The sequence below is a fragment of the Cytobacillus sp. IB215316 genome (genome assembly GCF_033963865.1).
GTDB classification, from domain to species: Bacteria; Bacillota; Bacilli; order Bacillales; family SM2101; genus Nanhaiella; species Nanhaiella sioensis.
This window is the reverse complement of the sequence record NZ_JAXBMC010000001.1, coordinates 846,469-871,206: the sequence shown is the minus strand read 5'-3', so window position 1 is coordinate 871,206 and position 24,738 is coordinate 846,469. Positions and strand designations below refer to the sequence as shown.

Sequence of the window (24,738 nt, the reverse complement as noted above, 5' to 3'; positions counted from 1 at the left end):
CTATATTCAACAATCATAAACTAAAATGGAGTGATAGATCAAAATTTTTTTACTCTCGTTCTTTGTCTGTATCACCAAAAAACACTCTAATGGTGGAACCTTGCTTTACTTTTGCACCAGCAGCTGGAGCTTGTTGTATGACTTCATCGCCTTCCCCGCTACTGTCAATCTTTAAATTTACGAGTTGCGTATGAAGGTCCTTCTTAGTTAATCCTACAAGATTAGGTACTGTAATTTGCGGTTCATCTAACCACGTTGCTTCTTTCTCAATTTGTCCGTCTCTTTGTTTAATGTCTAAAGCCCTTAAACTATCATCCATAATATTGCCAACAATAGGAGCAGCTACCACTCCACCGAATTGAACTGTATTTTTTGGGTTATCTACAGCAATGTACACAACAATTTGTGGATCATCTGCTGGGGCAAAACCTATGAATGATACAACATAATTATTCTCTAAATAACGACCGTCTACTGCCTTTTGAGCCGTTCCTGTTTTTCCACCTACTCTATAACCATCAACATATGCACCTTTTCCTGTCCCTAGCGCTACAACACTTTCCAGAGCGTATCGTACTTGTTCTGAGACCTCTTCTGAAATGACACGGCGTTTTTCATCAGGAGTATTGCGACTTATCACATCTCCTGTGATTGGATCAATCCATTCCTTCGCGATATAGGGTGTGTACAATATTCCACCATTGACCGCAGCAGCTACTGCTGCAACTTGTTGAATAGGTGTAACAGAGACCCCTTGACCAAAAGCAGTTGTAGCGAGTTCGACTGGCCCTACCTTTTCCAAATCAAACAAAATGCCAGTCCCTTCCCCAGCCAAATCTATTCCAGTTTTTTCTCCAAAACCAAATGCAGTAATGTAAGAAAATAATTTATCTTTTCCCAATCTTTGACCCAGCTCTACAAAGCCTGGGTTACATGAATTTTGTACAACTTCCAAAAATGACTGACTGCCATGACCTCCGCTTTTCCAACACCGAAGCTTAGATCCTCCTACAGAAATTGAGCCCGAATCATAAAAATGATCTTCAATTAAATTAACTTCTTCCTCTTGTAAAGCAGCTGCTAGAGTAATAATTTTAAAGGTTGAACCTGGTTCATACGTACTCCAAACTGGCAAATTTCGGTTGTAAATTTCTGGAGCAACATTTTGAAAATTAGCTGGGTCAAAATCTGGTCTAGACGCCATACCAAGTATCTCTCCGTTGTTTGGGTCCATAGCAATTGCAATAATCCCATCTGGATTATAAGCAGCTTCAGCAATATCTAATTCACGTTCAATGATCGTCTGAACCCTCGTATCAATGGTTAGCTTCAAATCATTTCCATCAATTGGTGGGTTGTAATCATCTGCCATATCCGGCATCCTTTTCCCTTTCGCATCAGCATAAAATTGCACAGAGCCTTGTTCACCATTTAACTGTTTGTCATAATAAAGTTCAAGACCCATTAACCCTTGATTATCAATGCCTGCAAACCCTAATACATGCGATAAATAGCTGCCAAATGGATAATGACGCTTGGAGTCTTCACCGATATATACACCTGCTAGGTCTAACTCCTGAATCTCATTTGCCTTCTCATGAGATATTTTTCTACCCTCTGGGTGAATTCTGACATTCACCTCTTCCGCAGTGACAAGTTTGTATGCTTTTTCTTTTGACATGTCTAATGCTTCAGCTAGTTTAGTAGCCGTGTGAACAGGATCTTCTATCTGTCTAGGGACAACCCAAACAGTAGGAGCACTGATGTTTGTTGCTAAAGGAACGCCATTTCGGTCTAGTATTTCGCCACGTTTAGGTTCAAATTTTATATCCCGACTCCATAAGCCTTCAGCCTTTTCAGTCAATTCATTACCTAATAAAAATTGAACATACCCTAAGCGTACATCAATGATAAAAAAGATGAGTAAACCTACTAATAATGTTAAAGTTAACCTTTTTCTTACTGTAACTTGAGACACACGCATATAAGTGAACCTCCCATAAAATTGCTCGTTCAAATATATGCTTGTACATCATTGTTTAGAACAGATCACCTTTAGTCTAACACTTCCATTGTTTCCTCATCTTCACCTTGTTCTAAATCGGCGTCTTCACCATCCATTGATGATTCATTTGCTAATTCCGCTGTTACTGCCGGTTGTTGAAGATCGATGATAAGCAAATCACCTTTCTGAACGACCGAATGAGGGAAGATATTTTGTTTCGTAACATAACCACTACCTACTATATTTGGCTGCAATTCTAATAGTTCAACAACCTTTAAGACGTCCCGTAATGACCAACCCATCATATCAGGCATTAATAATTCTCCATCGGTAACTAAAATTACTTTTTCATCAGCGATCACTTCGATTTGACTGTTAGGATATTGCGCTATAATTTTTTCCCCATTCCCAACTAATATTGGGGATAGGCCGCTTTTTTCTATACTATTAACAGCTTCCTGTGGAGACTTTCCAATATAAGATTTTATCGTAACAGCTGTGTTTTGTAGATTTCTTTGTTCGTCCTCTACTTCAGTAGGAAGTATATTTAAATATTTCAAACTACTTTCCATAACAGGATTAAATATTTTTGAAACGGGTGCTGACCCTTTTTCGTTTGGTGCTATGTTCGGCATTTTCACCGAAACATACATGATTAATTCAGTGTCTTCTTTTGGGGCCATACCGAGGAAGGAAAAAATATAATTTCCGTGTCCTTTTAGATACCCTCCGCCGTTAGGGTTAGGTATTTCAGCGGTTCCCGTTTTTCCAGCAACTTGATAGCCCTCTATATCATAAGCTGCTCCTGTCCCATATTCACCTACAACAACTTGCTCAAGCAAATCTAATACTTCTTCAGAAGTATTGTTAGATACAGGCTTCCCCACAACTTTTGATTCACCTTGCTCTATTACTTCATTCGTACTTGAATCAACTATTCTATCGATAATATACGGCTGTAACATTTCACCACCATTAGTAATAGCAGTTGCGGCTTGAACGAGTTGGATAGGTGTTACAGTTGTACCTTGACCAAAGGCTGTCGTTACTTGTTCAATTGGATAGTTAAACAAAATGCTACCTGCTACCTCCCCAGGTAAATCAATACCTGTAGGCTGATCAAAATGAAAAGCTTGCAAATATTCGTAGAATTTATCAGGACCTAATTTCTCATAAGCAAGGATGGCAAAACCAACATTAGAAGATCGCCTAACCGCTTCATTAAAATTGATAACACCCCAGGTAGTATTTATATCATTTATCGGTTTACTCCCAGGAACTGAATAGGAACCAGATTTAAATCTTTCTTCGCCATCATATACACCGCCATCAATTGCGGCAGCAAGTGTAAATATTTTCATCGTTGAACCTGGTTCATAAGGGTAGGAAATAGCATCATTTAAATAGTTCTCAATATCCCTTACGTTAGGATCAAACGAAGGTCTTGTACTCATTGCTAAGATTTCACCAGTCTTAGCGTTTGCAATAACGCCAATCATTTTTTCTGGTGTATATTCTTCATTCACCTTGTTCATAGCATCTTCCAAGAAACTTTGAATTTTTCTGTCAATCGTTAAATATACATCATTCCCATTTTCCGGTGGTACAATCTTAGTCTCTTTATTAGGGAGTCGGAAGCCTTGTTGATCACCTTCGTACGTAATATACCCATCTTCATCATGCAAGTAATCATTTAGTGATTGTTCAAGTCCTAACATTCCCACTGTTTGTTTACGAATTTGTGTATCGTCTTCAATTTCTTCTTTCACTGTATACCCAATCACACTCGATGCAAATACGCCATTTGGATAATAACGCTTCTCATCTCGAATAAATGTGATACCAGGTAATTTTAACTCCTCAATCTCATTTTTCAATTGATGGCTAATATTGCGACCATAACGTCCAAACTCAACTTGCTTCCTATCCAACTCTAAAATCCCTACCATCTCATGTACATTCATGCCAATTAGTGGTGCTAATTTTTCAGCAGTATCGCGTGGATCAACTACATGATTTGGCTCGTCTTCATCAGTTGTTAAGCTTTCATCAACCACAGCCGCAATTGTATAAGAAGGGATGTCTTCTGCAATTACTTCACCATTTCTATCGTAGATTGAGCCTCTTCTTGCCTCTATCGTTCTTTGTCTCTTATACTTCTCTTCAGCTTTAATCGCTAATACTTCACCGCCTGCTTCCCCTGACCATTGAATAAACACAAAACGTATCAACAACATAAAAAAGAGCAGTGTGAAAACAATACTTAACAACGCTGCTCCTTTGTTAATATTTTTTCTTTTTATCGTCATAATATCAATCCTGCACTACTTTTACATTTTTTTCGTTTAGTTGTAACCCGAGCTCCTGTGCTTTTTGCCATATCCTTTCGTATGTACTAAGCTCTTGAATTTCCACCTGTAAATCTGTGTTTACTCTTCCTTGTTCAGCTATGGAAGTCTCAGTTTGTTGAATCTCTTTATTTAAAGCGTATATCGAAGCTGTATTTGATATGATGGTTATGCCACCAACTAATATTGCAGTTGCAAACATTAGCAATATACATTTTTCACCTAATGATATCTTCGCGCTCTTCTTTTTGACTAATTTACGTTTATGTTTGACTTCGTGTTGACGCTGTTCTTGAACTCTGTGTGCTAAGTTACTCATTCATTTCTTCTCTCCTTTTTTAAAGGCTGTGATCGAATAAATTGTTGTTAATCGTACCTAAGTAACACGTATACAACAACATTTCGGGGCATCTTTTCGTTTTTATACATGTTATGAACCTCATAAAAATATACCAAGATGTTCTCACTTAGTAATTCTTTATACAAAAGTTACGAAAAGAGCCTTTTGAAAAGATAAGAAAATATAGCTTTTTAGAGGTTCTTCAATTAGTCTTGGACAAATGATATCGAAAAAGTTACATTTTTTCCGCAATTCTAAGCTTTGCTGAACGTGCTCGGTTATTTAGTTCTAGTTCGTTAGCTGATGGTAAAATAGGTTTTCGTGTAACGAGCTTTAAGGTTGGCTTATACTCATCTGGTACTACAGGTAGTCCAGGGGGAAGAGGAGGACCTTCACTTGCTTTTTTATAAGCTACTTTACACATCCGGTCTTCTAATGAGTGAAATGTAATAACAGAAATTCTGCCACCAGGCTTTAACATGTCAATAGCCTGTCCAATTGCATCTTCAAACACTTGTAGTTCATCATTAACAGCAATTCGAATAGCTTGAAAAATTCTTTTCGCAGGATGTCCGCCAGTTCGACGTGCCGCTGCAGGAATTCCATCCTTTATAAGGTCAACTAATTGACTTGTCGTTTCAATTGGTTTCTTTTCTCGAGCAGCTTCAATCTTCCGAGCGATCTGTTTTGAAAAACGCTCCTCCCCGTATTGGAAAAATATTCTTACCAATTGCTCGTAGGGCCAATGATTTACAACATCATATGCAGATAAAGTTGCTTGATGGTCCATTCTCATATCTAATGGCGCATCGTAATTATAACTAAAACCTCTCTCAGGCGTATCCAATTGAGGAGAAGATACTCCCAAGTCAAATAAAATACCATCAACAGCATGAATATCTATTTCTGCTAGTCTTTGTTGTATGTATCGAAAATTACTCTTGATGATTGTAATCTTATCTTGATGTTTTGCTAATTTTTTTTTCGCATGTTCGATCGCTGTTTCATCTTGGTCAAACGCAATTAACCTTCCACTATTAGATAGCTTGCTCACGATTAATTCACTATGACCTGCACCACCAAGAGTACAGTCAACATACATACCGTCGGGATTAATTCGTAAGCCATCTACTGCTTCGTCTAATAAAACTGTCTTATGTTTAAACATGTCTAGCACCACCTTGAGACAAATATACTTTGCCCATATTTTCTACTTATTGAGTAGTATTTGTCTCTCTGTTCAAATTATCAATTTAGTAAATAACTATGTTACGCATAGGCCGTTTTCACATCGATTGTTGTTTTTCATACTAAGCAATGAACACGATAATAGTTAAAGTTTTCGGCAGCTTTTCTTCTATAAATTCAAGAAGATCGCATAAAACCTCTTTTAATCAGTGGCCATGTAGTAGCAACAAAGTTTGAAAAAAGCACCTGCTTTAAACTCGTTCATTAAAAGTTAAAGTCGATCATGTTTTCTGCGATTTCAGCGAATGATTCCTCAGACTCAGAAACATATTGATCCCAACTTATCTTACTCCAAATTTCAATGCGATTAGAGACACCAATTACTACACATTCCTTTTCAATTACGGCGTATTTCCTCAGCGAAATAGGTATATTTATTCTACCTTGTTTATCAATTTCACAGTCTATAGCGCCGGAAAAAAAGAAACGAGTAAAAGCACGTGCATCTTTTTTTGTTAATGGGAGGCTTTTTAACTTCTCTTCAATAATGCTCCATTCACTTAAGGGGTAAGCAAATAAACACTGATCTAACCCTCTTGTAAGGACAAAAGAATCGCCCAGATTATCTCTAAACTTAACAGGGATAATCATTCGACCTTTTTGATCAATGTTGTGATGGAATTCTCCCATAAACATGATACACAACCCCACTTTCTAACAATAATGTACCACATCTCCCCACTTCTCTCCACCCTTTTTTTTGTAATTTAGCCATAAAAGCATATGTAGTCAAATATCGACTTTGTTTGCTTCAGTACAAAAAAAGTAAATATTTGTTATACAAGACAACAACAAGCCTTATTTCAGAAAAAAAATAATGGCATACAAAAAAACCTCTGTATGAATACAGAGGTTTAAATTAGCTGTCATTTATGCTCTTTTAATTAAAAATGGCCAGTAAGATGTATCATCCTAATCCAACAATTATAAGTAACAAAGATGCCACGAACACATGATGTATACGTGTTTATATTCTTAAGTCTATAATAACAATTAATGCGATAAAAGCCTTGATGTAGCTATAAATGTACACTCTATTCAAATAGCATTTCTTACATTTATAGATAAATTAATTGATGGTTCCCATTATATTTTATCGGAGCATTTACTAATTGCTGAATAAAACCAAACCCATATTTATTTAAAAAGTAAAATATATTCCATACCCTTTCTTGAGGTAAATGATTTGGTCGTAAACAGTTCTCTATCCTTTGAAACTTTTTCAATGTTACTTCATGTTTAGTCTCGATAGAACGATTAATTATAGTTGAAACAAATTCAAACTGAGATTGTATTAATTGCGCATTTTTAACAAGGACAGAATGTAAGTTAGCATCTACTTCTGTTGCTTTTTGTCTAATTTGTTGATGAATTTGTTCAACCTCTTCTTTCGCATTGTTAATGATACTTTCAAAGTCATACTTCAGCTCGGTTTTCACCCAATCATCACGATAAGAAAGCAAATTACCTTGTAAAACATCATCTATTGGTATATTTAACTTCTCTAAATCAGATGTAATTGTTCGGTCAACAATCGTAATATTAGCTCTCGGTATAATTGGTGGCATTTTAAAATCGAACAATGAAAAGGCATTTTTAAGCTCACCCCAATAGGCAAGTTCTCCTGGTCCAGCAATAAATGCTAATGTTGGGAATAAGTATTCTTGCATGAGGGGTCTTGTAACAACATTGTTGCTCAGCAAATGGGGTGATGATTCTGCTATTTGAATAAGTTCATCAAATGATATCTTCATTTCATTATTCTTACCTTTAAAGTATCCTTCAGCCCCATCCCTTTCCAAAAGTACTCGATTTTCATTATATTGAAAAAACAAATTTGAAGAATTGATATTCACATCTAGCACTTTCTTATATCCAACTTCTTCTAACACATGTTGTTGCATAGACACCGCTTCTGCTAGTTGTGAATTGTTATAGATAAGATGATGGAAAAATTCAGATTCTATTTCACGTAGATCAGGGGAAGCTGAGTTAACAACGATAAGCCCTTCATCAGCAAATAATGTTATTAAGATTTGAGCAAAAAAGTCAACAACAGTTTCTGTATCATGTAAGCTCTGTTTAAGCATAGATAGAATTTCATGTGTATAATTTGATTCACCGTACGATTGAATGATTTCTTGTATCCATTGCTCACAAAGGTGTTTGTCTATATGTATATCTGATACCATTTGCTTAGTAGTATTATGGCGATTGTACGATTTTTTCTTCATGCCGCTTTCTGTCTCTACATATAGATGATTAATTTCATCAAAGTCATGATCTTCACCAGCTATCCAAAACACAGGTAAGACTGGGACATTTAGTTCCTTCTCTTGCTGCTTTGCTGTTTGGATTATTGTCAATATTTTGTGAATAGTATACAAAGGACCTGTTAATAATCCTGCTTGTTGACCACCGATTACAACAAGGCTATTTTGATCTAGAAGCTTTTCAATATGCTGTTTAGATTTGTCATTATGTTGAAATTTAGAGTGATAACGTAGTAGATGCTTTACGAGCCTCTCACGCTGAAACCGTCTTGATGCAAGCTCATCTTTTCTTTGTTCATACACTGTTGCATCATGAATATTGTAATGAAAAAACTGATGACACTCTTTGGAATTCCCCATGTAATCAGTTGCAAATTTATTTAATGAAGGGAGAAAAAGATCATTAACCTCCATGAATTTAACTTCCTTTCTAGCTGCTTTTATATCTACTCCCCGTAGTATAGCATTGATTTTTAAAAAATGGAAAGAACTTGCTCGTAAACTATTAAGTGTTAACAAATGCCAATACACGATCAATTAAGCCGTAAACAAACAAAATGATGTAGGCGGAAAAGAAAAACAAAAAACTAAACCGCCACGATCCTTTTAATACTTTGCGCATATCGATATCTTGTTTTATTTTCCACTGTAAAATAACAACAACCATCGCAATTAACACGATTATAAGTAGGATAAGCCAAAACATAGATTGTCCCCAAATAACCTCTGTCAAATAATATACTGACAAGATAAATAAGGCTGTTGAAATGTCGATAGCCATTAACAAAGAATTCCTTTTACGACGGGTGATCTTACATAAGATGAAATACACAAGAAACAAACCAATTATTGGAATAGTGACAACTGTTGCAAAAACACCTGCTACTAACTGTGACATGACGAATCACCTCTCTGCAATTCTTTACCTTTTATAGAATCATACAAAAATGTACTAACTGGTACACTTTTCCCCATCTTATCAGCCTCTGCTATGATATATCCTAATATTGCATCGATTTCTGTCTGTCGCCCACTCTCAATATCTCTTAGCATAGATGAGCGATTATTCTTAGTTTGTATACAAATATGTTCTAGACGTTCCCACATATTAGTTGTATTAACATTCATAACTGATGTCACTTCTATAAAAAGGTTCTTCATTCGAGAAAGAAAAAAACGATTGGAAAGTAAGTCTCCATTTTCCACACAATATAAGGCGGTTAATGGGTTGATTACAGCATTAACAATTAACTTTTCAGAAAGCACCTTATACCAATCTTCAGCAACTAAAACCCCAAAGTCGGAGTGTTGACCTTTTTGAAACGACTGTATTACGCCTTCTCCATTTCTAAATGAACAAATTTTCGTTATTCCAACACCAGTATGATTTACTGTATAGTCATTAATTTTTAACGCGCCATGCTCAACGACCCCAACAAGTATTACTTCATTGTTTAGTTTCTCAAATAGTGAAATATGCTTCATACCATTTTGCAAAAATAACAGTGCATTAACATTTCGAAATTGATTCGTCGTATTCAGAACACGGTCTAAGTGATACTCTTTAACCGTAACAATAATCAAATCCTCGTGTTCTAACCCATCGTCTAATACTTTTGCAGTAACCTTATACGTGGATTGAACACCGCTCTTGATCAATTGAATACCTTTGGAATTTATTTGCCTAGCTTGATCTTTGCGTCGAGTATAAATCGTAACTTGATGATATATTGAAAGGTAACACGCATATAATAGTCCAATTGAACCAGCACCAATAACCCCTATTTGCATATAAACCTCCTTTTATATCAGGTTCTATGTATTATGAAACTATTTTAACAAAAATAGCGGAAGCAGTGTTACATAATCTCGTAAAAACTGCCTAATGTTGTTACTTTAACTAACAGCAAGTGCCAAAGTTCCTCATAATTTTGACCTAAGCAAAATTAGTACAGGCGTATTTTAACAACATTGATTCTGTAAATAAATAAACAGAGGATAACACTATAATGTCGTCATCCTCTGTTTGTTTATTTACATTAGTACTTATATAACATTTTTGGCCTCACTTTACAGCATCGTTTAAACTGGATAAACAGGATGCTTACGTTGGACATCTGCTATCTCTTTAGTTTCATAAATTGTAAACCTATCAATTAACTCTTTTCGTAAATCATTTGGTGATACAATTGTATCTATAATCATTTCAGATCCTAACTTATATATATCTATATGCTGTTTATACTCCTCTTGCTTTTGCTGAATATATGCTATTCTTTCTTTTGGGTCTTCTATGTTACTTATTTTGTTAGAATAAACTGCATTTACTGCCGCTTCAGGACCCATTACAGCTATTTGCGCAGTTGGAAGTGCTATACAGCAATCAGGCTCAAAAGCTGGTCCCGCCATTGCATATAGCCCGGCTCCATAAGCTTTTCGAACAATAACAGAGATTTTTGGCACAGTAGCTGAACTCATTGCAGCTATAAACTTAGCACCATGTCTAATTATTCCAGCCTGTTCAACCTTTGTTCCTATCATAAAACCTGGCACATCAGCTAAGAATAATAAAGGAATATGAAAAGCATCACACAGCTGAATAAATTTAGCCCCTTTATCTGCGGAATCAACGAATAAAACTCCGCCTTTCACTTTCGGTTGATTGGCTATAATACCAACACAGCGACCATCTATTCTAGCTAAACCAGTAATAAGTTCGGCAGCAAATAATTTCTTAATCTCAAAAAAACTATCTTTATCTACAAGTGCGTTAATACAATCATACATATCAAAAGGAGCATTTTGATGCGCAGGGATGATATCAGCCAAGCTCTTACTATGACTCGACTCTCGTGCCTCAATATGGCGTGGTTTAGACTGGGAATTAGTAGGGAAATACGTTAAATACGTTTGAGCTAAACGAATTGCCTCTTCTTCATTTCCAGCAAGTACATCACCACATCCACTTATTGTACAATGCATGCGAGCTCCACCCATTTCTTCAAGCGTTACTTTTTCACCTATGACCTTCTCAGCCATTCGAGGGGAGCCTAAATACATTGATGCATTCTTATCGACCATTATTACAATATCACAAAAAGCTGGTATATATGCTCCGCCAGCAGCGGACGGCCCGAACAAAATACAAATTTGAGGAATGACTCCAGATAGGCGTACTTGATTATGAAATATACGACCTGCTCCACGGCGATTTGGAAACATCTCTAACTGATCAGTAATGCGTGCACCAGCCGAATCGACTAAATATAACAACGGCACCTTTTGTTTCTCTGCTGACTCTTGGATGCGAATAATTTTTTCGACTGTTCTTGCTCCCCATGAACCAGCCTTCACAGTCGAATCATTAGCCATCACACATACTGTTTGCCCATTGATTGTTCCAGTAGCTGTAACTACTCCGTCAGCGGGTAAATCCCCAGCTTGATCGTTTGCGAACATTCCATCTTCTATATATACCCCTCGATCAAAGAGCAGTTTCAATCTATCTCTAACAAATAATTTGTTCTGCTCTTTTTGTTTTTGATGATACTTTTCTGCTCCTCCACGTTCAATATTTTCTAGTTTTTCTGATAAAACTTTATCTAAATCGCTTACTTGAACCATTGTTTAAATTCTCCTTCCCTTTATCCTAATACGATGAGAACATCTCCTTCATTTACGAAATCTCCTATTTCCACTTTTATTTCATTTACAGCCCCTTCTATTGAACTCTCAATTGGTATTTCCATTTTCATTGATTCTAGAATAATAACCTGTTGGCCTTTAGTAATCTGTTCTTCCTTCTCAACTAATAAATTTAGTACAGTACCTGCCATCGATGCATATATTTCTTTCATACCATATATCCTCCCAATTCAGGTGTTTTTTTCTATTAAGCGGTCATTTCACAAACTTTTACTATTGATATAAGTTAAAACAACTAGATGAAGTTCTATGAGAGAACATCAGCGTGAATACTGCCTTGATAAAAAAGAGGTAGTATAACACCCTTCTCGAAACATCTCATTTTGAATAACCTTTTCAAGTAAAGGTAAGTTGTTTTTTATCCCTTCAACTTTCATTTCTTCAAACAATTTTTCAGCCTTATGTAATACATCATTTCGATCAAGACCATGTATGACTAGCTTTGCGATCATCGGATCATAAAATGGGGTAACTTGGCAACCTTCATCATACCCTTTATCTATTCTGACACCCTCTGTTGATGGATAAGTTAATACATTAAGAGTACCTGGCGAGGGCAAATATGTAACTGGATCTTCCGCATATAATCGAAATTCTAGCGCGTGCCCGTTACTATTTATCTCATGCTGTAATAATGGCATATTCTCCCCACATGACAACCTTATTTGCCATTCAACTAGATCAATCCCTGTAACCATTTCAGTGATCGGATGTTCAACTTGTAACCTCGTATTCATTTCTAAAAAATAGAAATTCTCATCGTTATCTACTACAAATTCAACTGTTCCTACATTGGTATACCCTACATGTGCAGCGACTTTTAATGCACAATCAATCATTGCTCTTCTCGATTCTTCTGATAGGAACGGTGAAGGTGTTTCCTCAATCACCTTTTGATTTCTACGTTGAATTGAACAATCTCTCTCAAACAAATGAACAATATTCCCAGCTGTATCAGCACATATTTGAATTTCAATATGCCTCGCATCGGCAACATATTTCTCAATAAATATTTCATCATTCCCAAAATATGCTTTAGCACGGTTTTTAATTGACACAACCACCTTCTTTAATTCTTGCTCGTCATTACAACGTTGCATCCCAACTCCGCCACCGCCACTACTTGCTTTTATCATTACCGGGTATCCAATTTTGTCAGCTATAACGCATGCCTCTTCAACTGAACTAACAGACTCATGACTCCCTGGCACAATAGGTACTCCAGCCTTTTGCATTTCCTTTCGTGCTTGGATTTTTTCTCCCATTAAGGCAATCACGTCATGTTGTGGGCCAATAAAAGTTATACCATTATCATTAACTAACTTTGCAAACATTGCATTTTCGGATAAAAAACCATACCCTGGGTGAATACCATCTACATTTTCCTCTACCGCTAATTTTACGATAGCATCCATAGCCATATATGATTTTTGAACAGGCGATTCCCCGATACGGATCGCTTTAGTAGCTTCATTTACGTATGGTAAATTCTTATCAGCATCAGAATAAATCGCTATTGTCTCAATCCCCATATTGTTACATGTTCGAATTACCCTAGAGGCAATCTCCCCTCTGTTCGCAATTAGTATTTTCTTCATTTGCACACTCCTGTTCTAAATCTTATTTGTATATATTTCTACAAAATTTTTAATATTCCTTCTATTTATGAAAACGCTTTCTAATTATTTTCTACAGAATTTTGTGTCACTTTGTTATATAATAAAAATATAAGGTTATGTGGGAGGAAGATTATGATGGAAACTTATAAAATAGAACGATTACTCGTAAACTATAAAACAATAGAAGAATTTAAAAAATTTAAAGAATACGGACTACAAGAATTATCTATGCTTGATGATCTTCAAACGAATATCATCGAAAACAATAGCGATTCTCCATTTTATGGAATATACTACGGTGGTAAGTTAGTCGCTCGAATGAGTTTATATAAAGTTGATGCAAAATATGATAAATACTTTGACCCACCACAAACATACCTAGAGCTATGGAAACTTGAGGTATTACCTGCATTTCAAAGGAAAAATTTTGGAACCGCTTTAGTCAATTTCGCGAAGAGTTTTAACCTACCTATCAAAACTAACCCCCGTGTAAAATCAGCAGAGTTTTGGACTAAAATGGGGTTTTCTGCTGCTACTTATGATGTAGAAAGAGACTTTGGTGAAAATCCGTTATTATGGCATCCTAATGGTGTTAAAGAACAGACTCGATAATATATACCATTTCAACACATTCAATACATGGACATAAAAAAGAAACAGTTTCTTTTAAACTAACTGTTTCTTTTTTTATTTTTTGTAAATTACATAGGTGCTATTGATTATTTTTCAACCCTCTCTAAATTTCCATTTCTGTCCATTTGGAATTTTACTTTACTTTGCTTTTCCTCTTCTTGCAGCACAACCATCTTCCTTGCACGTTCCATAATTTCTATTAACGCTTTGTAATCATCTTCAACTTGTCGTAGATTAGTTAACAGCGATTGATTCTCCTCATCGACCTTATCCATTTTGTTTTCTAAATGCGCCACACGTTTTTTTAATTGTTTATTTTCTATAACTAATTCGTCGTATTCATTTTGAGATGAGTCGATAATTTGCAAATAAGTTATTACTTTTTTCAATGATAAATCATCAACTAAAGGTTCAGATGACTGAAAATCATTTTCTTTATGTTCAACTGTGGTAAGTGTTGATTCTTGCCCATTTTTTAATTGCTTTCTTTGTTTCTTAGCAAGCTCAATACCAGACTTATATTGTTTACGAACATACGAATTCCACCTGAAACCACAGGCGGCTGCAGTTCGTGATAACCGTCTGCCGACTTCCTCAAAAGCTGCCAATTGCGTTCCACCTTCACGAATATTCCTCAACACAACCTCAGCTAACAGTAAATCCTCATCGTTTGTCCATGCATCCTGCCGAGTCGTTGACATTACCCTACCTCCCAGTAGCTTTTTTTTAATACATATGCTGCTACTAGAAAAGATAGACTATATATAAACTATCACAATGCAAATAATTCATGTTTTATCCATATACAACACATAAATCATTAAAAAACATCTTAATTGTTATTCAAAAAAGCCTCGACTGCATGGTGATGCTCATCTCTTGCCCATAAAGATGCACATTGTTCAATTTCTGCAAACATTCTTTCCTTTAAATGATGGGCCTTCCATTTATTAATTAATACCTGTTTATATGAGGATAGTACATGTACATCTGCTTCAAGTATTGGTTTCAGAAATTCTTTACACTGTTTCACTAAGTCTTGGTTATCTAACACTTCATTAACAAAACCAATTTCATAAGCCTTCTCTGCTGAAATCATTTTTGCTGTCATTAGCAATTGAAGTGCCTTATCATATGGAATTTTTTCATTTAATAAGGTTGCTCCACCCCAACCTGTTGTTATCGCTAATTTACTTTGTATAAATCCTAATTTACTGCCTTGCTTAGCTAAACGAAAATCACATGCTGTTGCTAGTTCACAACCACCTCCTATTGCAAATCCATTTAATAGTGCCACAGTTGGCTTAGGAAGTGTCTGTAGCGAGTATAGTATTTCACCCATTTTTGAAAGCATTTCATATGCCTCTCTTTTTGTTTTTAATTGATGAAATACACTTAAATCACCTCCGGAACAAAATGCTTTGTCACCAGCTCCAGTAATGACGATTGCTTTAATATCAACCGTCTCTCTCACATCGTTTATAAGCGTTTCCAATTTATTCATAACATCATAATCGATCGCATTTCTTTTAGCCAAACGGTTAATTGTAGCCCATACTACGCCATTATCGTCTTTATTAATAATCAATTTCTCCACCCTTGTACCTTCCCCCCACTTATATAATGATATAGAAAAAAACACAAAGAATTTACTCTTTGTGTTTTTTAACGTCAGTAATCAACATCATTTAGTTGCTAACTACTTCTTTTCCTTTATAAGTACCACATTCTTTACAAACGCGGTGAGCAAGCTTCATTTCACCACAATTTGGGCATTCTACCATACCAGGGGCTTGTAATTTGAAATGCGTACGACGCTTTCTTTTTTTAGTTTTAGATGTTCTTCTAAAAGGTACAGCCATTATTCCCACCTCCTTAAAGAGAATTAAAATCATATGAAGGCCGGATAATGCCGGTTCTTCGTTTTGTTAATTTTCTTTATTTTTGTCAAAATATTTTGCTAATCCAGCTAAACGTGGATCTATCTGATTTTTCACATCTTCCTCAGTAATAACAGACCAATCTTTTCCAGATTGTAATACTTTATCTTCCTGTACACTTTCTGAATATATCTGCATTGGAATTTCTAGAAGAATATTTTCCTTTATGATCGGAAGAATGTCAACGACATCTCCTTCAACATTATGAACCTCATCTTCATTATCAAAATCAGATTGTTTAAATAAAAAGGTTTCCGTCGTTTTAATAGTAAACGGAAATTGTACATCAACCAATGTTCTCGAGCAAGGTAAAACCATTGAACCAGTAATTGTTAAGTGAAAAATAGCTTTAGCATGACTTACATCTGCTGCACCTGTAACTTTAACAGGTGAAATATTACGAATTGACTTCTCAATATGTTTAATGTCACTTACATCTACAGTTTCGTCAATTATTATGTCCTTGTTCTGTAATTGGTATAGTTGATGAATTGTCCATTTCAATTATATCACCTCAAGGCAACAAAGGTAATTATAGCTTTGTAAAACACATTTGTCAATATTTTTTCTTTACATCTACATTCTTAAATAGTAAGTTCCTTTAACACTATTATTCATCGAAAGCAGCTTCCTTACCCTTCTATTTTCATTAATTTAATTGAGTTAATAAATACTGTGAATTTGAGAGATGGAACTTCATTTTCATATACATTATAATAAAAGAAATCGTTGTATACATTTTTCCAATATTAAACTAGAACTGAGGTGTGTAAGTGAAGGCTGCAGGTGTTATCGTTGAGTACAATCCATTTCATAATGGGCATTACGTTCATTTACAAGAAACAAAAAAGCAAACAGGCACTCATTGTGTTATAGCAGTTATGAGTGGAAATTTTCTGCAACGCGGTGAACCCGCACTAGTATCTAAATGGTCGAGGACTAAGATGGCCTTAGAAGCTGGTGTAGATATCGTTGTCGAATTACCTTACGCCTATGCATCACAAAATGCTGAAATGTTTGCAAATGGAGCAATTTCCATTTTATCTGCTTTATTATGTGAGGAAGTTTGTTTTGGAAGTGAGCATGGAGAAATAAAAGATTTTCAACATGCTGCCCAATTTTTGAAACAAGCTGCACCAACATATAATGAAAAGGTGAAGAATGCAATAGATAAAGGATATAGTTATCCGAAAGCATCATCAATTGCTTTTAATGAAGTAAAAACTACGAATGTGAAGCTTGATTTATCTAAGCCAAATAACATTCTAGGCTATCACTATGTGAAAGCAATTTATGATCAGCACAGTAGCCTAACTCCATTAACAATCACCCGAACAGGGGCTCAATATCATGATGAGGAATTTACATCTCCTTCTATCGCTAGTGCAACCAGTATTCGTCAAACTTTATTCTCAAAGAGCGGTAATATAAATGACATAGATAACTACATCCCTGTATCTACAAAGAACCACTTAATTAATTATCATAATCAGTACAATCGATTTCATAGCTGGGAAGCTTATTTTCCATTATTAAAATATAAGCTATTAACTTCTAGTCTAGCAGAGCTGGAATCAATATATGAATGTGAGGAAGGGTTAGAATATCGACTTATGAAGTACATAAAAGAATCGACTTCATTTATAACTTTTATGGAAAAAATTAAGACAAAGCGTTATACTTGGACTCGACTTCAGCGACTATGTCTACATATATTAACGAATACTAAAAAGCACGACTTACTACAATTATCTACCCAATCTCCATATATCCGTTTATTAGGTATGAATACGAGAGGGCAACAGTATTTGAATGAAGTAAAGAAAAAAATACAACTACCTATCATTTCGAAAGCAGCTTCCTTTGAAGACCCACTATTCATGTTAGATATTACTGCTGCACATGTATATGCTAGTATTTTACCAGAACCTTTATGTTCAACAGCAATTAAACAAGAGTACTCAACTCCACCGATTAGGTTTGATGAAGATGCTAGGAAGTTTAAATAACTCTCTTTACATAAACTTTGGTGCTTTTATTACTAAATTAGCACCGTTAGAGAAGATTAGCTAGGGTTTTCAGCGTTATGAAAATGAAATAAAAGGATGCCACGAACTATAATGAATACATGGACGTAAAGCAGCTATACAAATAAAGAAGGCAACCTCTACATTTAATGTAAGAGATCTGCCTTCAGTTGCAATTAATAAACAGCATAAGTATGTAATACTACTCTGGCTGTAAAGATTGTAAATACAATAAAGCATCTTCAAATGTATCTACAGGTACAATTTCCATTGAAGTTCCAATATCTTGAGCTGTTTTTACAGCTTCATTATAGTTTGAGTCACTAGCTCCGTTCTGATTTGGCGCAAAAAAGATTTCGGCCCCTGCCTTATCCGCCGCTACAATTTTTTGAGAGATCCCACCTATAGGTCCGACAGTACCATCATTAAAAATTTGACCAGTACCAGCGATGTCAAAGCCCTTTGTAAGATCTTCTTCAACTAATTGATTATAGATTTCTAATGTAAACATTAATCCTGCAGATGGACCACCTATTTTCTCAGAATTAATTTCCACGCTTGGGTTTACGTTAAGTTCCACATCTTCTATAAGTTGTACACCTAAACCTACTTGCTCTTTATTTTCCAATGTAATCAACTCAATATCTTGAACAACCGTCTCACCATCCCTCTCAACAACAACCTCAATTACATCGCCCTCTTGTTTTGTTGATAGATAATGAGTAAGGTCTTCATAACTTTTCACATCTTTATCGTCTACTCGTATAATACGATCAGCTGTTTTTAAAAAATCTTTAGCTGGTACATTATCTAGCACCGTAAAGACAAATAATCCATTATATTTATACTCTATACTTTTATCTGCTTGATTATATGCAACTGTTATAGCACTGTTTTTTGAGTTCTCCATATTATGTAATTGAATATATGAATATTCCTCATCGCTTCTATCTTGGAGAATATCTTGTTCAGGGTAAATCATTTGGTATTCACTCAATTTCGCCCAAATATATGAGACAACATTTGCTTTTCCCATTCTAACTGTTGTTAGCATTAATGACCCTTCTTCTTCATACCCACCATCAACTTGAACAATAGGAGCAAGCTCTTGTGCTGTTCCAGGTTTCGTAATGTAAAATGGTAGCTGTACAAAAGTAATTAGCATAGCAAGTATAATACCAATAAATAACGATCTAATATAACTTTTAGTCTTCACCTTGCTGTGACTCCTTCCACGTAGAAATAACCGTAATAATATTTTCGAGCTGTTTTCTCGTTTCCTCCTCGCCTATCTCAATAATCTCCTTTATATTGGAAAATGCTTTTGAACTAATATGTTCCACATGTGGTCGAATCATTATATCAGAAGCAATTTCCCTATGGCTAACTAGCTCTTCTTGCATGATGTCTATACTTTGCATAATCACGTCAAAAATGGATGAGATACTTTCATTTTTTTTAACATGTGATACATCAACTCCAATCACGATATCAGCACCCATTTCTTTCACGACTGATACAGGTATGCGGTCAACAACGCCTCCATCGACTAGCACTCGATTGTTTATTTTTTCTGGCACAAAAATTCCTGGAATTGCAATACTCGCACGGACAGCATCAGCAACTGGTCCCGTTCTAAAAACTACCTTTTCTCCCTTTATTAAATCGGTTGCTACAATAGCTACCGGAATATCTAAGTCTTCAATCATTTTCCCATGGGTAAATATACGAATGAGCTCTTTAACTCTATTCCCTGCCAAAAAACCCATCCTTGGAACAGTAAAATCCAAGTAATATTTTCTTTTAAATGCATAAGCCACTTTATATAGACGATTAATGTCTAGCCCAGCTCCATAAAAGGCTGCAACAACGGCACCCATGCTACTTCCAGCAATCAGGTCTATTCCAATATTCTCCTCTGTCAATACTTTAATAACCCCTAAGTGGGCAAAGCCTCTTGCACTTCCAGAACCAAGAGCTAGACCAATGATAGGATCTCGCATGAGAAATACCTCCAAAAAAATGATCTATATTCAATCTTATGGTCTAAAGAAAGGTGCTATACACGTATATTGAAATATAAGTTTGTACAACTTTTTACCATGATTTATTCGTTCTTTCATTCTAACACCTACTACATCCATTGTATAGAAAGAAGATAAAACGGGAGGCAATACTCTTGAATATAACAAAAGTAAATTCATTAATATTAGCAACAACTGCCTTATTGCTAGCTATAGCCCTTATTTCTTTTCCACAAGCATCATTTGAAGCTTCACAAAGAGGGTTACAGATTTGGTGGGGAGTCGTGTTCCCGTCTTTACTTCCCTTTTTTATTATATCTGAGTTGCTCATAGGGTTTGGAGTTGTTCGATTTATCGGTTTTTTATTGGAGCCTCTTATGAGACCATTATTCAAAGTACCCGGTGTTGGCGGATTTGTATGGGCAATGGGAATGGCATCTGGTTATCCTGCAGGTGCTAAATTTACAGCAAGATTACGCCAAGAAAATCAGTTAACTGCAATAGAAGCGGAGCGCCTAGTATCATTTACTAACTCTTCTAATCCATTGTTTATTTTTGGTGCGGTAGCTATTGGTTTTTTTCAAAATGCCAGTTTAGGTATCATCCTAGCCATATCACATTATTTAGGTAATATTTGTGTAGGATTAATAATGAGATTTCACGGCAAAGAAAATGTCATTAGCAAGCCTTCTAATAACAGAAGGAAAAGAATTATACATGAGGCACTACGTTCAGCACATGAATCTAGGCTGCAAGATAATAGGCCACTAGGAAAATTACTCGGGGATGCGATCACATCCTCAGTACATACATTATTAATGATCGGTGGTTTCATTATTTTATTTTCTGTTTTAAACAAATTGCTATCTATCGTCCATATAACAGCTGTGGTAGCTTATCTTTTGGAATATGTGTTAGCGGTTTTTGATCTTCCCGAAGAATTAGGAATACCTTTATTTTCCGGTTTATTTGAAATAACATTAGGAAGTCAATTAACTAGTGAAACACCTAATATTAGCTTGATTTACCAAGCAGTGATTACAAGCTTTATTCTTGCTTTCAGTGGCTTATCAGTTCAGGCCCAAGTTGCAAGTATTCTAGCTGAGACCGATATACGCTTTAGGCCCTTTTTTGTCGCTCGTATCTTTCACGGATTTTTTGCTGCGCTTTTTGCATATATACTTTGGAAGCCTCTATACATTAATACGATAGTAAAACCCGAGCACGGACCAAACGTCATACCTTCTTTTTCATTAAATACTAATTTCAGTATGTTTTATGATTTTTTACATATCATGTGGACTTACGGACCAATTATTACCTTGACAACTCTTTGTTGCTATGTGTTACTTTATATAAAAAAAATAAGGCTCTTTTCGTAAGGCTTTGTTGCAAACATTGTTTAAATAAGCACAAGTAATTTCTTTTAATCAAGAAAGGCAAATGAATGCTAATCTTATGTTTTAGTACGGAGAACAACAATAATTAAAACGACCATCAAAGTGATGGACGTTTGTTATGTAAGCGCAAACATTATCAAGTTATTCAATAAAAGGTATCTGTTCGCTCAGTAGGCTATACTTTATATATGTAATCAGTTAAATTTCTGACGTAACACTTTTTCTACTACATCAGGAACTAACTCTGATACATCACCATTGTACTTGGCTACTTCCTTTACAATACTCGAACTTAAAAAGGAATATTGATTATTAGTCATCATAAAAAAAGTTTCAATATTTTCTTCTAGCACTCTATTCATAGAAGTTATTTGCATTTCATACTCAAAGTCTGAAACAGCTCGTAAACCACGTAAAATCGCTTGTGCATTCTTACTTCTTGCATAGTCAACTAATAGTCCTTGAAATGAATCAACATAAACATTATCAAAATCTTTCGTAACCTCTTCTATCAGTTCCAACCTTTCTTCTACAGTAAATAATGGTTGTTTGGATGAGTTGTTTAAAACAACAACATAGATTTTGTCAAAAACCTTTCTACCCCGTTTTATAATATCTAAATGCCCATAAGTAATGGGATCAAAACTACCAGGACAAACAGCAATATTCGCCATATTCTTCACCTCCATATTTCTAGCAATACTGATAAATCGTTATGGCAGTGATTCCGTATACCTCATGTTTTATTTGTGAAACACCACCGATTGTATTAGGTAGCTTAACATCTGTTGAATGTTCAACGACAATATGCCCACCTTCATATAATAAACGATTATTTTCTATCAATTCAATAATATTCTTGATCTTCTGATGCTTATATGGGGGGTCTAAAAAGATTTTGGAAAATCGTAAATTTCGTTTAGTAATCGCTTTTAGCGCACGTTCTGCATCATTTCGATATATTTCTACATGATCAGTAAATTTGCAATATTCAATATTTGTTTTAATCGTTTGTATAGCCTTCGCATCCCGATCAACAAATATGCAATGTTCCATCCCCCTACTTAAAGCCTCAAGCCCTAAGCCACCACTACCTCCAAACAAATCTAGAGCATAGCCACCATCAAAATATGGACCAATCATATTAAATATAGCTTCTTTTACCTTATCTGTTGTTGGACGTGTAGATTTACCCGGCACTGCCTTTAAAGGCATACCTTTACAGCTTCCTGAAACTACTCTCATTAACATCACCATTCTTACAAAATTGTAAATAAATTAAGCCTTATTTATTATAGATGATAAAAAAATATTTTGAAAGTGTATACAGTCACTTCAAATGGTCATAATTAGTAGTAACAACATCAAATTATTGATGTTGTTGCCAACCGCGGAGAAGACTTACGTTTCCCCATAAGTTCTTCCTCCGGTTTCTCCTCTCCCTTTGCCTTCTTATCTATGGGTGATATTTCGAAAATTATCCCTATGATATAGAAGGACCCTGTAGGTATCTGCAGGGTTTTTTTAATTTATAGACTTTATTCGTAAACTATGTTGCTGTAGTTCCTAAACTAGAAAATAAAAATGTCGTTTTACTCAACAGTCATCGTTCAATAGAAGAACAGATGCCACGAAATTAAGTTGTTTACGTGTATATATTTCAACATGAAAACAGCCAATTATTGACCATTATGCTCACTTGCTTTGTTATTAATATGTAAGATCAATTGTTTGTTCATCCTTTTCAACCAATACTGCGAATAAATCAGTTAGCCACGTTTCATAAATGTAAACAGAATGATCAATCTGTTCCATTGGTTTAGATAATAATCCCCATTCTTCTTCATTATATATAAAATAGTTTTTATTTAAGTAAAATCTCCAAATATCTTGCCCTTTTTCAATATAAATGGTTTCTTGATCTGAAAAAAATGAAACCTTATACCCAGCTTGACGTAATACATCCTCTAATGGGAACAAGAGCTGACCATTTCTGAAAATAACTGGTCGATTTACAATTTCTTTACTATTAATGAAGAAGTTTCGTTCATCAACAAAATAGAGGGAAGAAGTTTGATTCCTTTGATTAGTGTTTGCTGAAAAGAATGTTGTTTTACCTAAATCAATAGCTGATAACGACCTATCTAATAGTTCGGATGAAAGCTTCTTATTTTCATATGTAAATATTATTTCAATAAATTCATCAAGAGCTTGTCCAGATAGCTGAGTGAACATTTCTTCAGAAAGTCTATTAGAAAATTCATCACCAACACTTCTGTTAAGAAGAATTGATTTCAGGACTTGTAAAATCCATTCATCATTTTCATCATAAGAAAAAGATTCAAATAAAACCTTATCTATATAACCTTCTTCAATAAAATTAACATCATCTTTATCATGAATGATTAAAGACGGTGTAATAACCAAATCCTCACCTGGAATATTTACTATCGTTAATGGAGATGAAGATGGCACACGTGCTAGCGATGGGGCATTTATTTTTTCAACTTGATTCCCTTCATTAACATAATATATAATTTCTTCAACCTCTTTACTATCCAATTGTTTGTTTGTCCAAAAAATTGGTGGTGAATCCATATAGGAATATTCCCATGCATAAAAGTCAATATTCTCTTTAGAAATATATTTCTGCAGCGAGGCACCTGTCACCCAAGTCCCTCGAGGTGAATGATCTTCAATAATTTCTAAACGAGTATTTTTCAATTGTTGAGAGTGAAGGTTTATTGACCAATTTTCCATCAAGAAAGAATGTAGGGAACTATCAATTGATATTTGATATGTGAAAATGATATGTTGCTCATTACCATTCATTAAGGTAATATCATTGTCATTATAAATAATCTCGCATTGCTTTCCATTTTCTGTTTCACAAAAAATTTGCTCTTGCTCAATAACTGATGGAATCGATAATTCATACGTTGGTTGTACTAAACCATTATACGATTGTGTTACAACCAATGCGTTATCTTTCCGCACAAGCTGAATTGATTCATTTAACTGTGTATTATTATCCACCATTACTTTTTGTTCTGTATTTCCAGTATAAGAAAACCATTGCAATATGATGAGTGCCAAACTTAAAGTTATTAAAAGAAAAAGAATTGCATACAATGAACGTCTCATAACTATCTCCTAACTCATAAAAACAACTAGAA

Annotated in this window: 23 protein-coding genes; 3 read left to right on the top strand and 20 right to left on the bottom strand. The window is 35.1% G+C overall.

The window, feature by feature from the left end; all coding sequences use genetic code 11:
• Positions 1-49: 49 nt before the first annotated feature.
• The 11 genes from SLH48_RS04195 to SLH48_RS04145 all read right to left on the bottom strand — a co-directional run bounded on the left by SLH48_RS04195 (position 50) and on the right by SLH48_RS04145 (position 13,517).
• A complete protein-coding gene (locus tag SLH48_RS04195; RefSeq protein ID WP_320257105.1) occupies positions 50-1,984 on the bottom strand; it encodes a stage V sporulation protein D in 1,935 nt (644 codons plus the stop codon).
• Positions 1,985-2,055: 71 nt separating this feature from the next.
• Positions 2,056-4,314, bottom strand: coding sequence for a penicillin-binding protein (locus tag SLH48_RS04190; protein ID WP_320257104.1), 2,259 nt, complete (start codon positions 4,312-4,314; stop codon positions 2,056-2,058).
• Between the two features lie 4 nt (positions 4,315-4,318).
• Complete coding sequence (gene ftsL / locus SLH48_RS04185; protein WP_214483239.1) at positions 4,319-4,672, bottom strand: cell division protein FtsL; 354 nt, start codon at positions 4,670-4,672, stop codon at positions 4,319-4,321.
• A 256-nt stretch (positions 4,673-4,928) separates the two neighbouring features.
• Positions 4,929-5,861 (bottom strand): 16S rRNA (cytosine(1402)-N(4))-methyltransferase RsmH, encoded by a 933-nt coding sequence (gene rsmH, locus SLH48_RS04180; protein WP_320257103.1) that lies wholly within the window; start codon positions 5,859-5,861, stop codon positions 4,929-4,931.
• A 284-nt stretch (positions 5,862-6,145) separates the two neighbouring features.
• Entirely contained in the window at positions 6,146-6,577 is a 432-nt protein-coding gene (gene mraZ / locus SLH48_RS04175; RefSeq protein WP_214483283.1) for a division/cell wall cluster transcriptional repressor MraZ, read from the bottom strand.
• Positions 6,578-6,999: 422 nt separating this feature from the next.
• Complete coding sequence (gene bshC / locus SLH48_RS04170) at positions 7,000-8,628, bottom strand: bacillithiol biosynthesis cysteine-adding enzyme BshC (protein WP_320257102.1); 1,629 nt, start codon at positions 8,626-8,628, stop codon at positions 7,000-7,002.
• A 91-nt stretch (positions 8,629-8,719) separates the two neighbouring features.
• On the bottom strand, positions 8,720-9,112 hold the full coding sequence (locus tag SLH48_RS04165; protein ID WP_214483236.1) for a DUF3397 domain-containing protein: 393 nt from the start codon (positions 9,110-9,112) through the stop codon (positions 8,720-8,722).
• Positions 9,100-10,005: a 2-dehydropantoate 2-reductase gene (locus tag SLH48_RS04160; RefSeq protein WP_320257101.1), complete on the bottom strand. Its 906-nt coding sequence runs from the start codon at positions 10,003-10,005 to the stop codon at positions 9,100-9,102. The genes SLH48_RS04165 and SLH48_RS04160 overlap by 13 nt, the downstream gene beginning before the upstream one ends.
• Positions 10,006-10,296: 291 nt before the next feature.
• Positions 10,297-11,838 carry an acyl-CoA carboxylase subunit beta gene (locus SLH48_RS04155; protein ID WP_320257100.1) on the bottom strand — a complete coding sequence of 514 codons (1,542 nt, stop codon included), beginning with the start codon at positions 11,836-11,838 and terminating at the stop codon, positions 10,297-10,299.
• Positions 11,839-11,858: 20 nt separating this feature from the next.
• Complete coding sequence (locus SLH48_RS04150; protein WP_214483233.1) at positions 11,859-12,071, bottom strand: biotin/lipoyl-containing protein; 213 nt, start codon at positions 12,069-12,071, stop codon at positions 11,859-11,861.
• A 108-nt stretch (positions 12,072-12,179) separates the two neighbouring features.
• Positions 12,180-13,517: an acetyl/propionyl/methylcrotonyl-CoA carboxylase subunit alpha gene (locus tag SLH48_RS04145; RefSeq protein WP_320257099.1), complete on the bottom strand. Its 1,338-nt coding sequence runs from the start codon at positions 13,515-13,517 to the stop codon at positions 12,180-12,182.
• Between the two features lie 156 nt (positions 13,518-13,673).
• Here SLH48_RS04145 and SLH48_RS04140 point away from each other — a divergent pair, with 156 nt between their 5' ends.
• Positions 13,674-14,150, top strand: coding sequence for an N-acetyltransferase (locus SLH48_RS04140; RefSeq protein ID WP_214483231.1), 477 nt, complete (start codon positions 13,674-13,676; stop codon positions 14,148-14,150).
• 107 nt (positions 14,151-14,257) lie between these two features.
• Here the strand turns inward: SLH48_RS04140 and SLH48_RS04135 are convergent, their stop codons facing one another.
• From SLH48_RS04135 to SLH48_RS04120, 4 genes are all read right to left on the bottom strand, one after another.
• Entirely contained in the window at positions 14,258-14,872 is a 615-nt protein-coding gene (locus SLH48_RS04135) for an RsfA family transcriptional regulator (protein ID WP_214483230.1), read from the bottom strand.
• A 131-nt stretch (positions 14,873-15,003) separates the two neighbouring features.
• The gene (locus SLH48_RS04130) at positions 15,004-15,768 is read right to left on the bottom strand and encodes an enoyl-CoA hydratase/isomerase family protein (RefSeq protein ID WP_320257098.1); all 765 of its coding nucleotides are present in this window, start codon (positions 15,766-15,768) and stop codon (positions 15,004-15,006) included.
• 91 nt (positions 15,769-15,859) lie between these two features.
• Entirely contained in the window at positions 15,860-16,033 is a 174-nt protein-coding gene (rpmF, locus tag SLH48_RS04125; RefSeq protein WP_214483229.1) for a 50S ribosomal protein L32, read from the bottom strand.
• A 66-nt stretch (positions 16,034-16,099) separates the two neighbouring features.
• Positions 16,100-16,615: a YceD family protein gene (locus SLH48_RS04120; protein ID WP_214483228.1), complete on the bottom strand. Its 516-nt coding sequence runs from the start codon at positions 16,613-16,615 to the stop codon at positions 16,100-16,102.
• A 269-nt stretch (positions 16,616-16,884) separates the two neighbouring features.
• On the opposite strand from SLH48_RS04120, the gene SLH48_RS04115 reads away from it, so the two are divergent.
• The gene (locus SLH48_RS04115) at positions 16,885-18,120 is read left to right on the top strand and encodes a nucleotidyltransferase (RefSeq protein ID WP_320257097.1); all 1,236 of its coding nucleotides are present in this window, start codon (positions 16,885-16,887) and stop codon (positions 18,118-18,120) included.
• A gap of 220 nt (positions 18,121-18,340) precedes the next feature.
• Here SLH48_RS04115 and SLH48_RS04110 read toward each other — a convergent pair whose 3' ends face one another.
• Positions 18,341-19,354: a SepM family pheromone-processing serine protease gene (locus tag SLH48_RS04110; RefSeq protein WP_320257096.1), complete on the bottom strand. Its 1,014-nt coding sequence runs from the start codon at positions 19,352-19,354 to the stop codon at positions 18,341-18,343.
• Positions 19,344-20,141, bottom strand: coding sequence for a patatin-like phospholipase family protein (locus SLH48_RS04105; RefSeq protein WP_214483225.1), 798 nt, complete (start codon positions 20,139-20,141; stop codon positions 19,344-19,346). The genes SLH48_RS04110 and SLH48_RS04105 overlap by 11 nt, the downstream gene beginning before the upstream one ends.
• 176 nt (positions 20,142-20,317) lie before the next feature.
• Between SLH48_RS04105 and ylbJ the strand changes: the two genes are divergently transcribed.
• On the top strand, positions 20,318-21,544 hold the full coding sequence (gene ylbJ, locus SLH48_RS04100; protein ID WP_320257095.1) for a sporulation integral membrane protein YlbJ: 1,227 nt from the start codon (positions 20,318-20,320) through the stop codon (positions 21,542-21,544).
• A 212-nt stretch (positions 21,545-21,756) separates the two neighbouring features.
• Here the strand turns inward: ylbJ and coaD are convergent, their stop codons facing one another.
• The 3 genes from coaD to SLH48_RS04085 form a co-directional block, all read right to left on the bottom strand.
• Positions 21,757-22,236, bottom strand: a complete 480-nt coding sequence (coaD, locus tag SLH48_RS04095; protein ID WP_214483223.1) for a pantetheine-phosphate adenylyltransferase — start codon at positions 22,234-22,236, stop codon at positions 21,757-21,759.
• Between the two features lie 19 nt (positions 22,237-22,255).
• Positions 22,256-22,807, bottom strand: a complete 552-nt coding sequence (gene rsmD / locus SLH48_RS04090; RefSeq protein ID WP_320257094.1) for a 16S rRNA (guanine(966)-N(2))-methyltransferase RsmD — start codon at positions 22,805-22,807, stop codon at positions 22,256-22,258.
• A 465-nt stretch (positions 22,808-23,272) separates the two neighbouring features.
• Entirely contained in the window at positions 23,273-24,706 is a 1,434-nt protein-coding gene (locus SLH48_RS04085; protein WP_320257093.1) for a stalk domain-containing protein, read from the bottom strand.
• Between the last annotated feature and the right edge of the window lie 32 nt (positions 24,707-24,738).

What these genes read in the sequence shown, in the direction of transcription:
- SLH48_RS04195 (WP_320257105.1), bottom strand. Translation starts at nt 1,984, where the DNA reads ATGCGTGTGTCTCAAGTTACAGTAAGAAAAAGGTTAACTTTAACATTA.
- SLH48_RS04190 (WP_320257104.1), bottom strand. Translation starts at nt 4,314, where the DNA reads ATGACGATAAAAAGAAAAAATATTAACAAAGGAGCAGCGTTGTTAAGT.
- ftsL (WP_214483239.1), bottom strand. Translation starts at nt 4,672, where the DNA reads ATGAGTAACTTAGCACACAGAGTTCAAGAACAGCGTCAACACGAAGTC.
- rsmH (WP_320257103.1), bottom strand. Translation starts at nt 5,861, where the DNA reads ATGTTTAAACATAAGACAGTTTTATTAGACGAAGCAGTAGATGGCTTA.
- mraZ (WP_214483283.1), bottom strand. Translation starts at nt 6,577, where the DNA reads ATGTTTATGGGAGAATTCCATCACAACATTGATCAAAAAGGTCGAATG.
- bshC (WP_320257102.1), bottom strand. Translation starts at nt 8,628, where the DNA reads ATGGAGGTTAATGATCTTTTTCTCCCTTCATTAAATAAATTTGCAACT.
- SLH48_RS04165 (WP_214483236.1), bottom strand. Translation starts at nt 9,112, where the DNA reads ATGTCACAGTTAGTAGCAGGTGTTTTTGCAACAGTTGTCACTATTCCA.
- SLH48_RS04160 (WP_320257101.1), bottom strand. Translation starts at nt 10,005, where the DNA reads ATGCAAATAGGGGTTATTGGTGCTGGTTCAATTGGACTATTATATGCG.
- SLH48_RS04155 (WP_320257100.1), bottom strand. Translation starts at nt 11,838, where the DNA reads ATGGTTCAAGTAAGCGATTTAGATAAAGTTTTATCAGAAAAACTAGAA.
- SLH48_RS04150 (WP_214483233.1), bottom strand. Translation starts at nt 12,071, where the DNA reads ATGAAAGAAATATATGCATCGATGGCAGGTACTGTACTAAATTTATTA.
- SLH48_RS04145 (WP_320257099.1), bottom strand. Translation starts at nt 13,517, where the DNA reads ATGAAGAAAATACTAATTGCGAACAGAGGGGAGATTGCCTCTAGGGTA.
- SLH48_RS04140 (WP_214483231.1), top strand. Translation starts at nt 13,674, where the DNA reads ATGGAAACTTATAAAATAGAACGATTACTCGTAAACTATAAAACAATA.
- SLH48_RS04135 (WP_214483230.1), bottom strand. Translation starts at nt 14,872, where the DNA reads ATGTCAACGACTCGGCAGGATGCATGGACAAACGATGAGGATTTACTG.
- rpmF (WP_214483229.1), bottom strand. Translation starts at nt 16,033, where the DNA reads ATGGCTGTACCTTTTAGAAGAACATCTAAAACTAAAAAAAGAAAGCGT.
- SLH48_RS04105 (WP_214483225.1), bottom strand. Translation starts at nt 20,141, where the DNA reads ATGCGAGATCCTATCATTGGTCTAGCTCTTGGTTCTGGAAGTGCAAGA.
- coaD (WP_214483223.1), bottom strand. Translation starts at nt 22,236, where the DNA reads ATGGCGAATATTGCTGTTTGTCCTGGTAGTTTTGATCCCATTACTTAT.
- rsmD (WP_320257094.1), bottom strand. Translation starts at nt 22,807, where the DNA reads ATGAGAGTAGTTTCAGGAAGCTGTAAAGGTATGCCTTTAAAGGCAGTG.
- SLH48_RS04085 (WP_320257093.1), bottom strand. Translation starts at nt 24,706, where the DNA reads ATGAGACGTTCATTGTATGCAATTCTTTTTCTTTTAATAACTTTAAGT.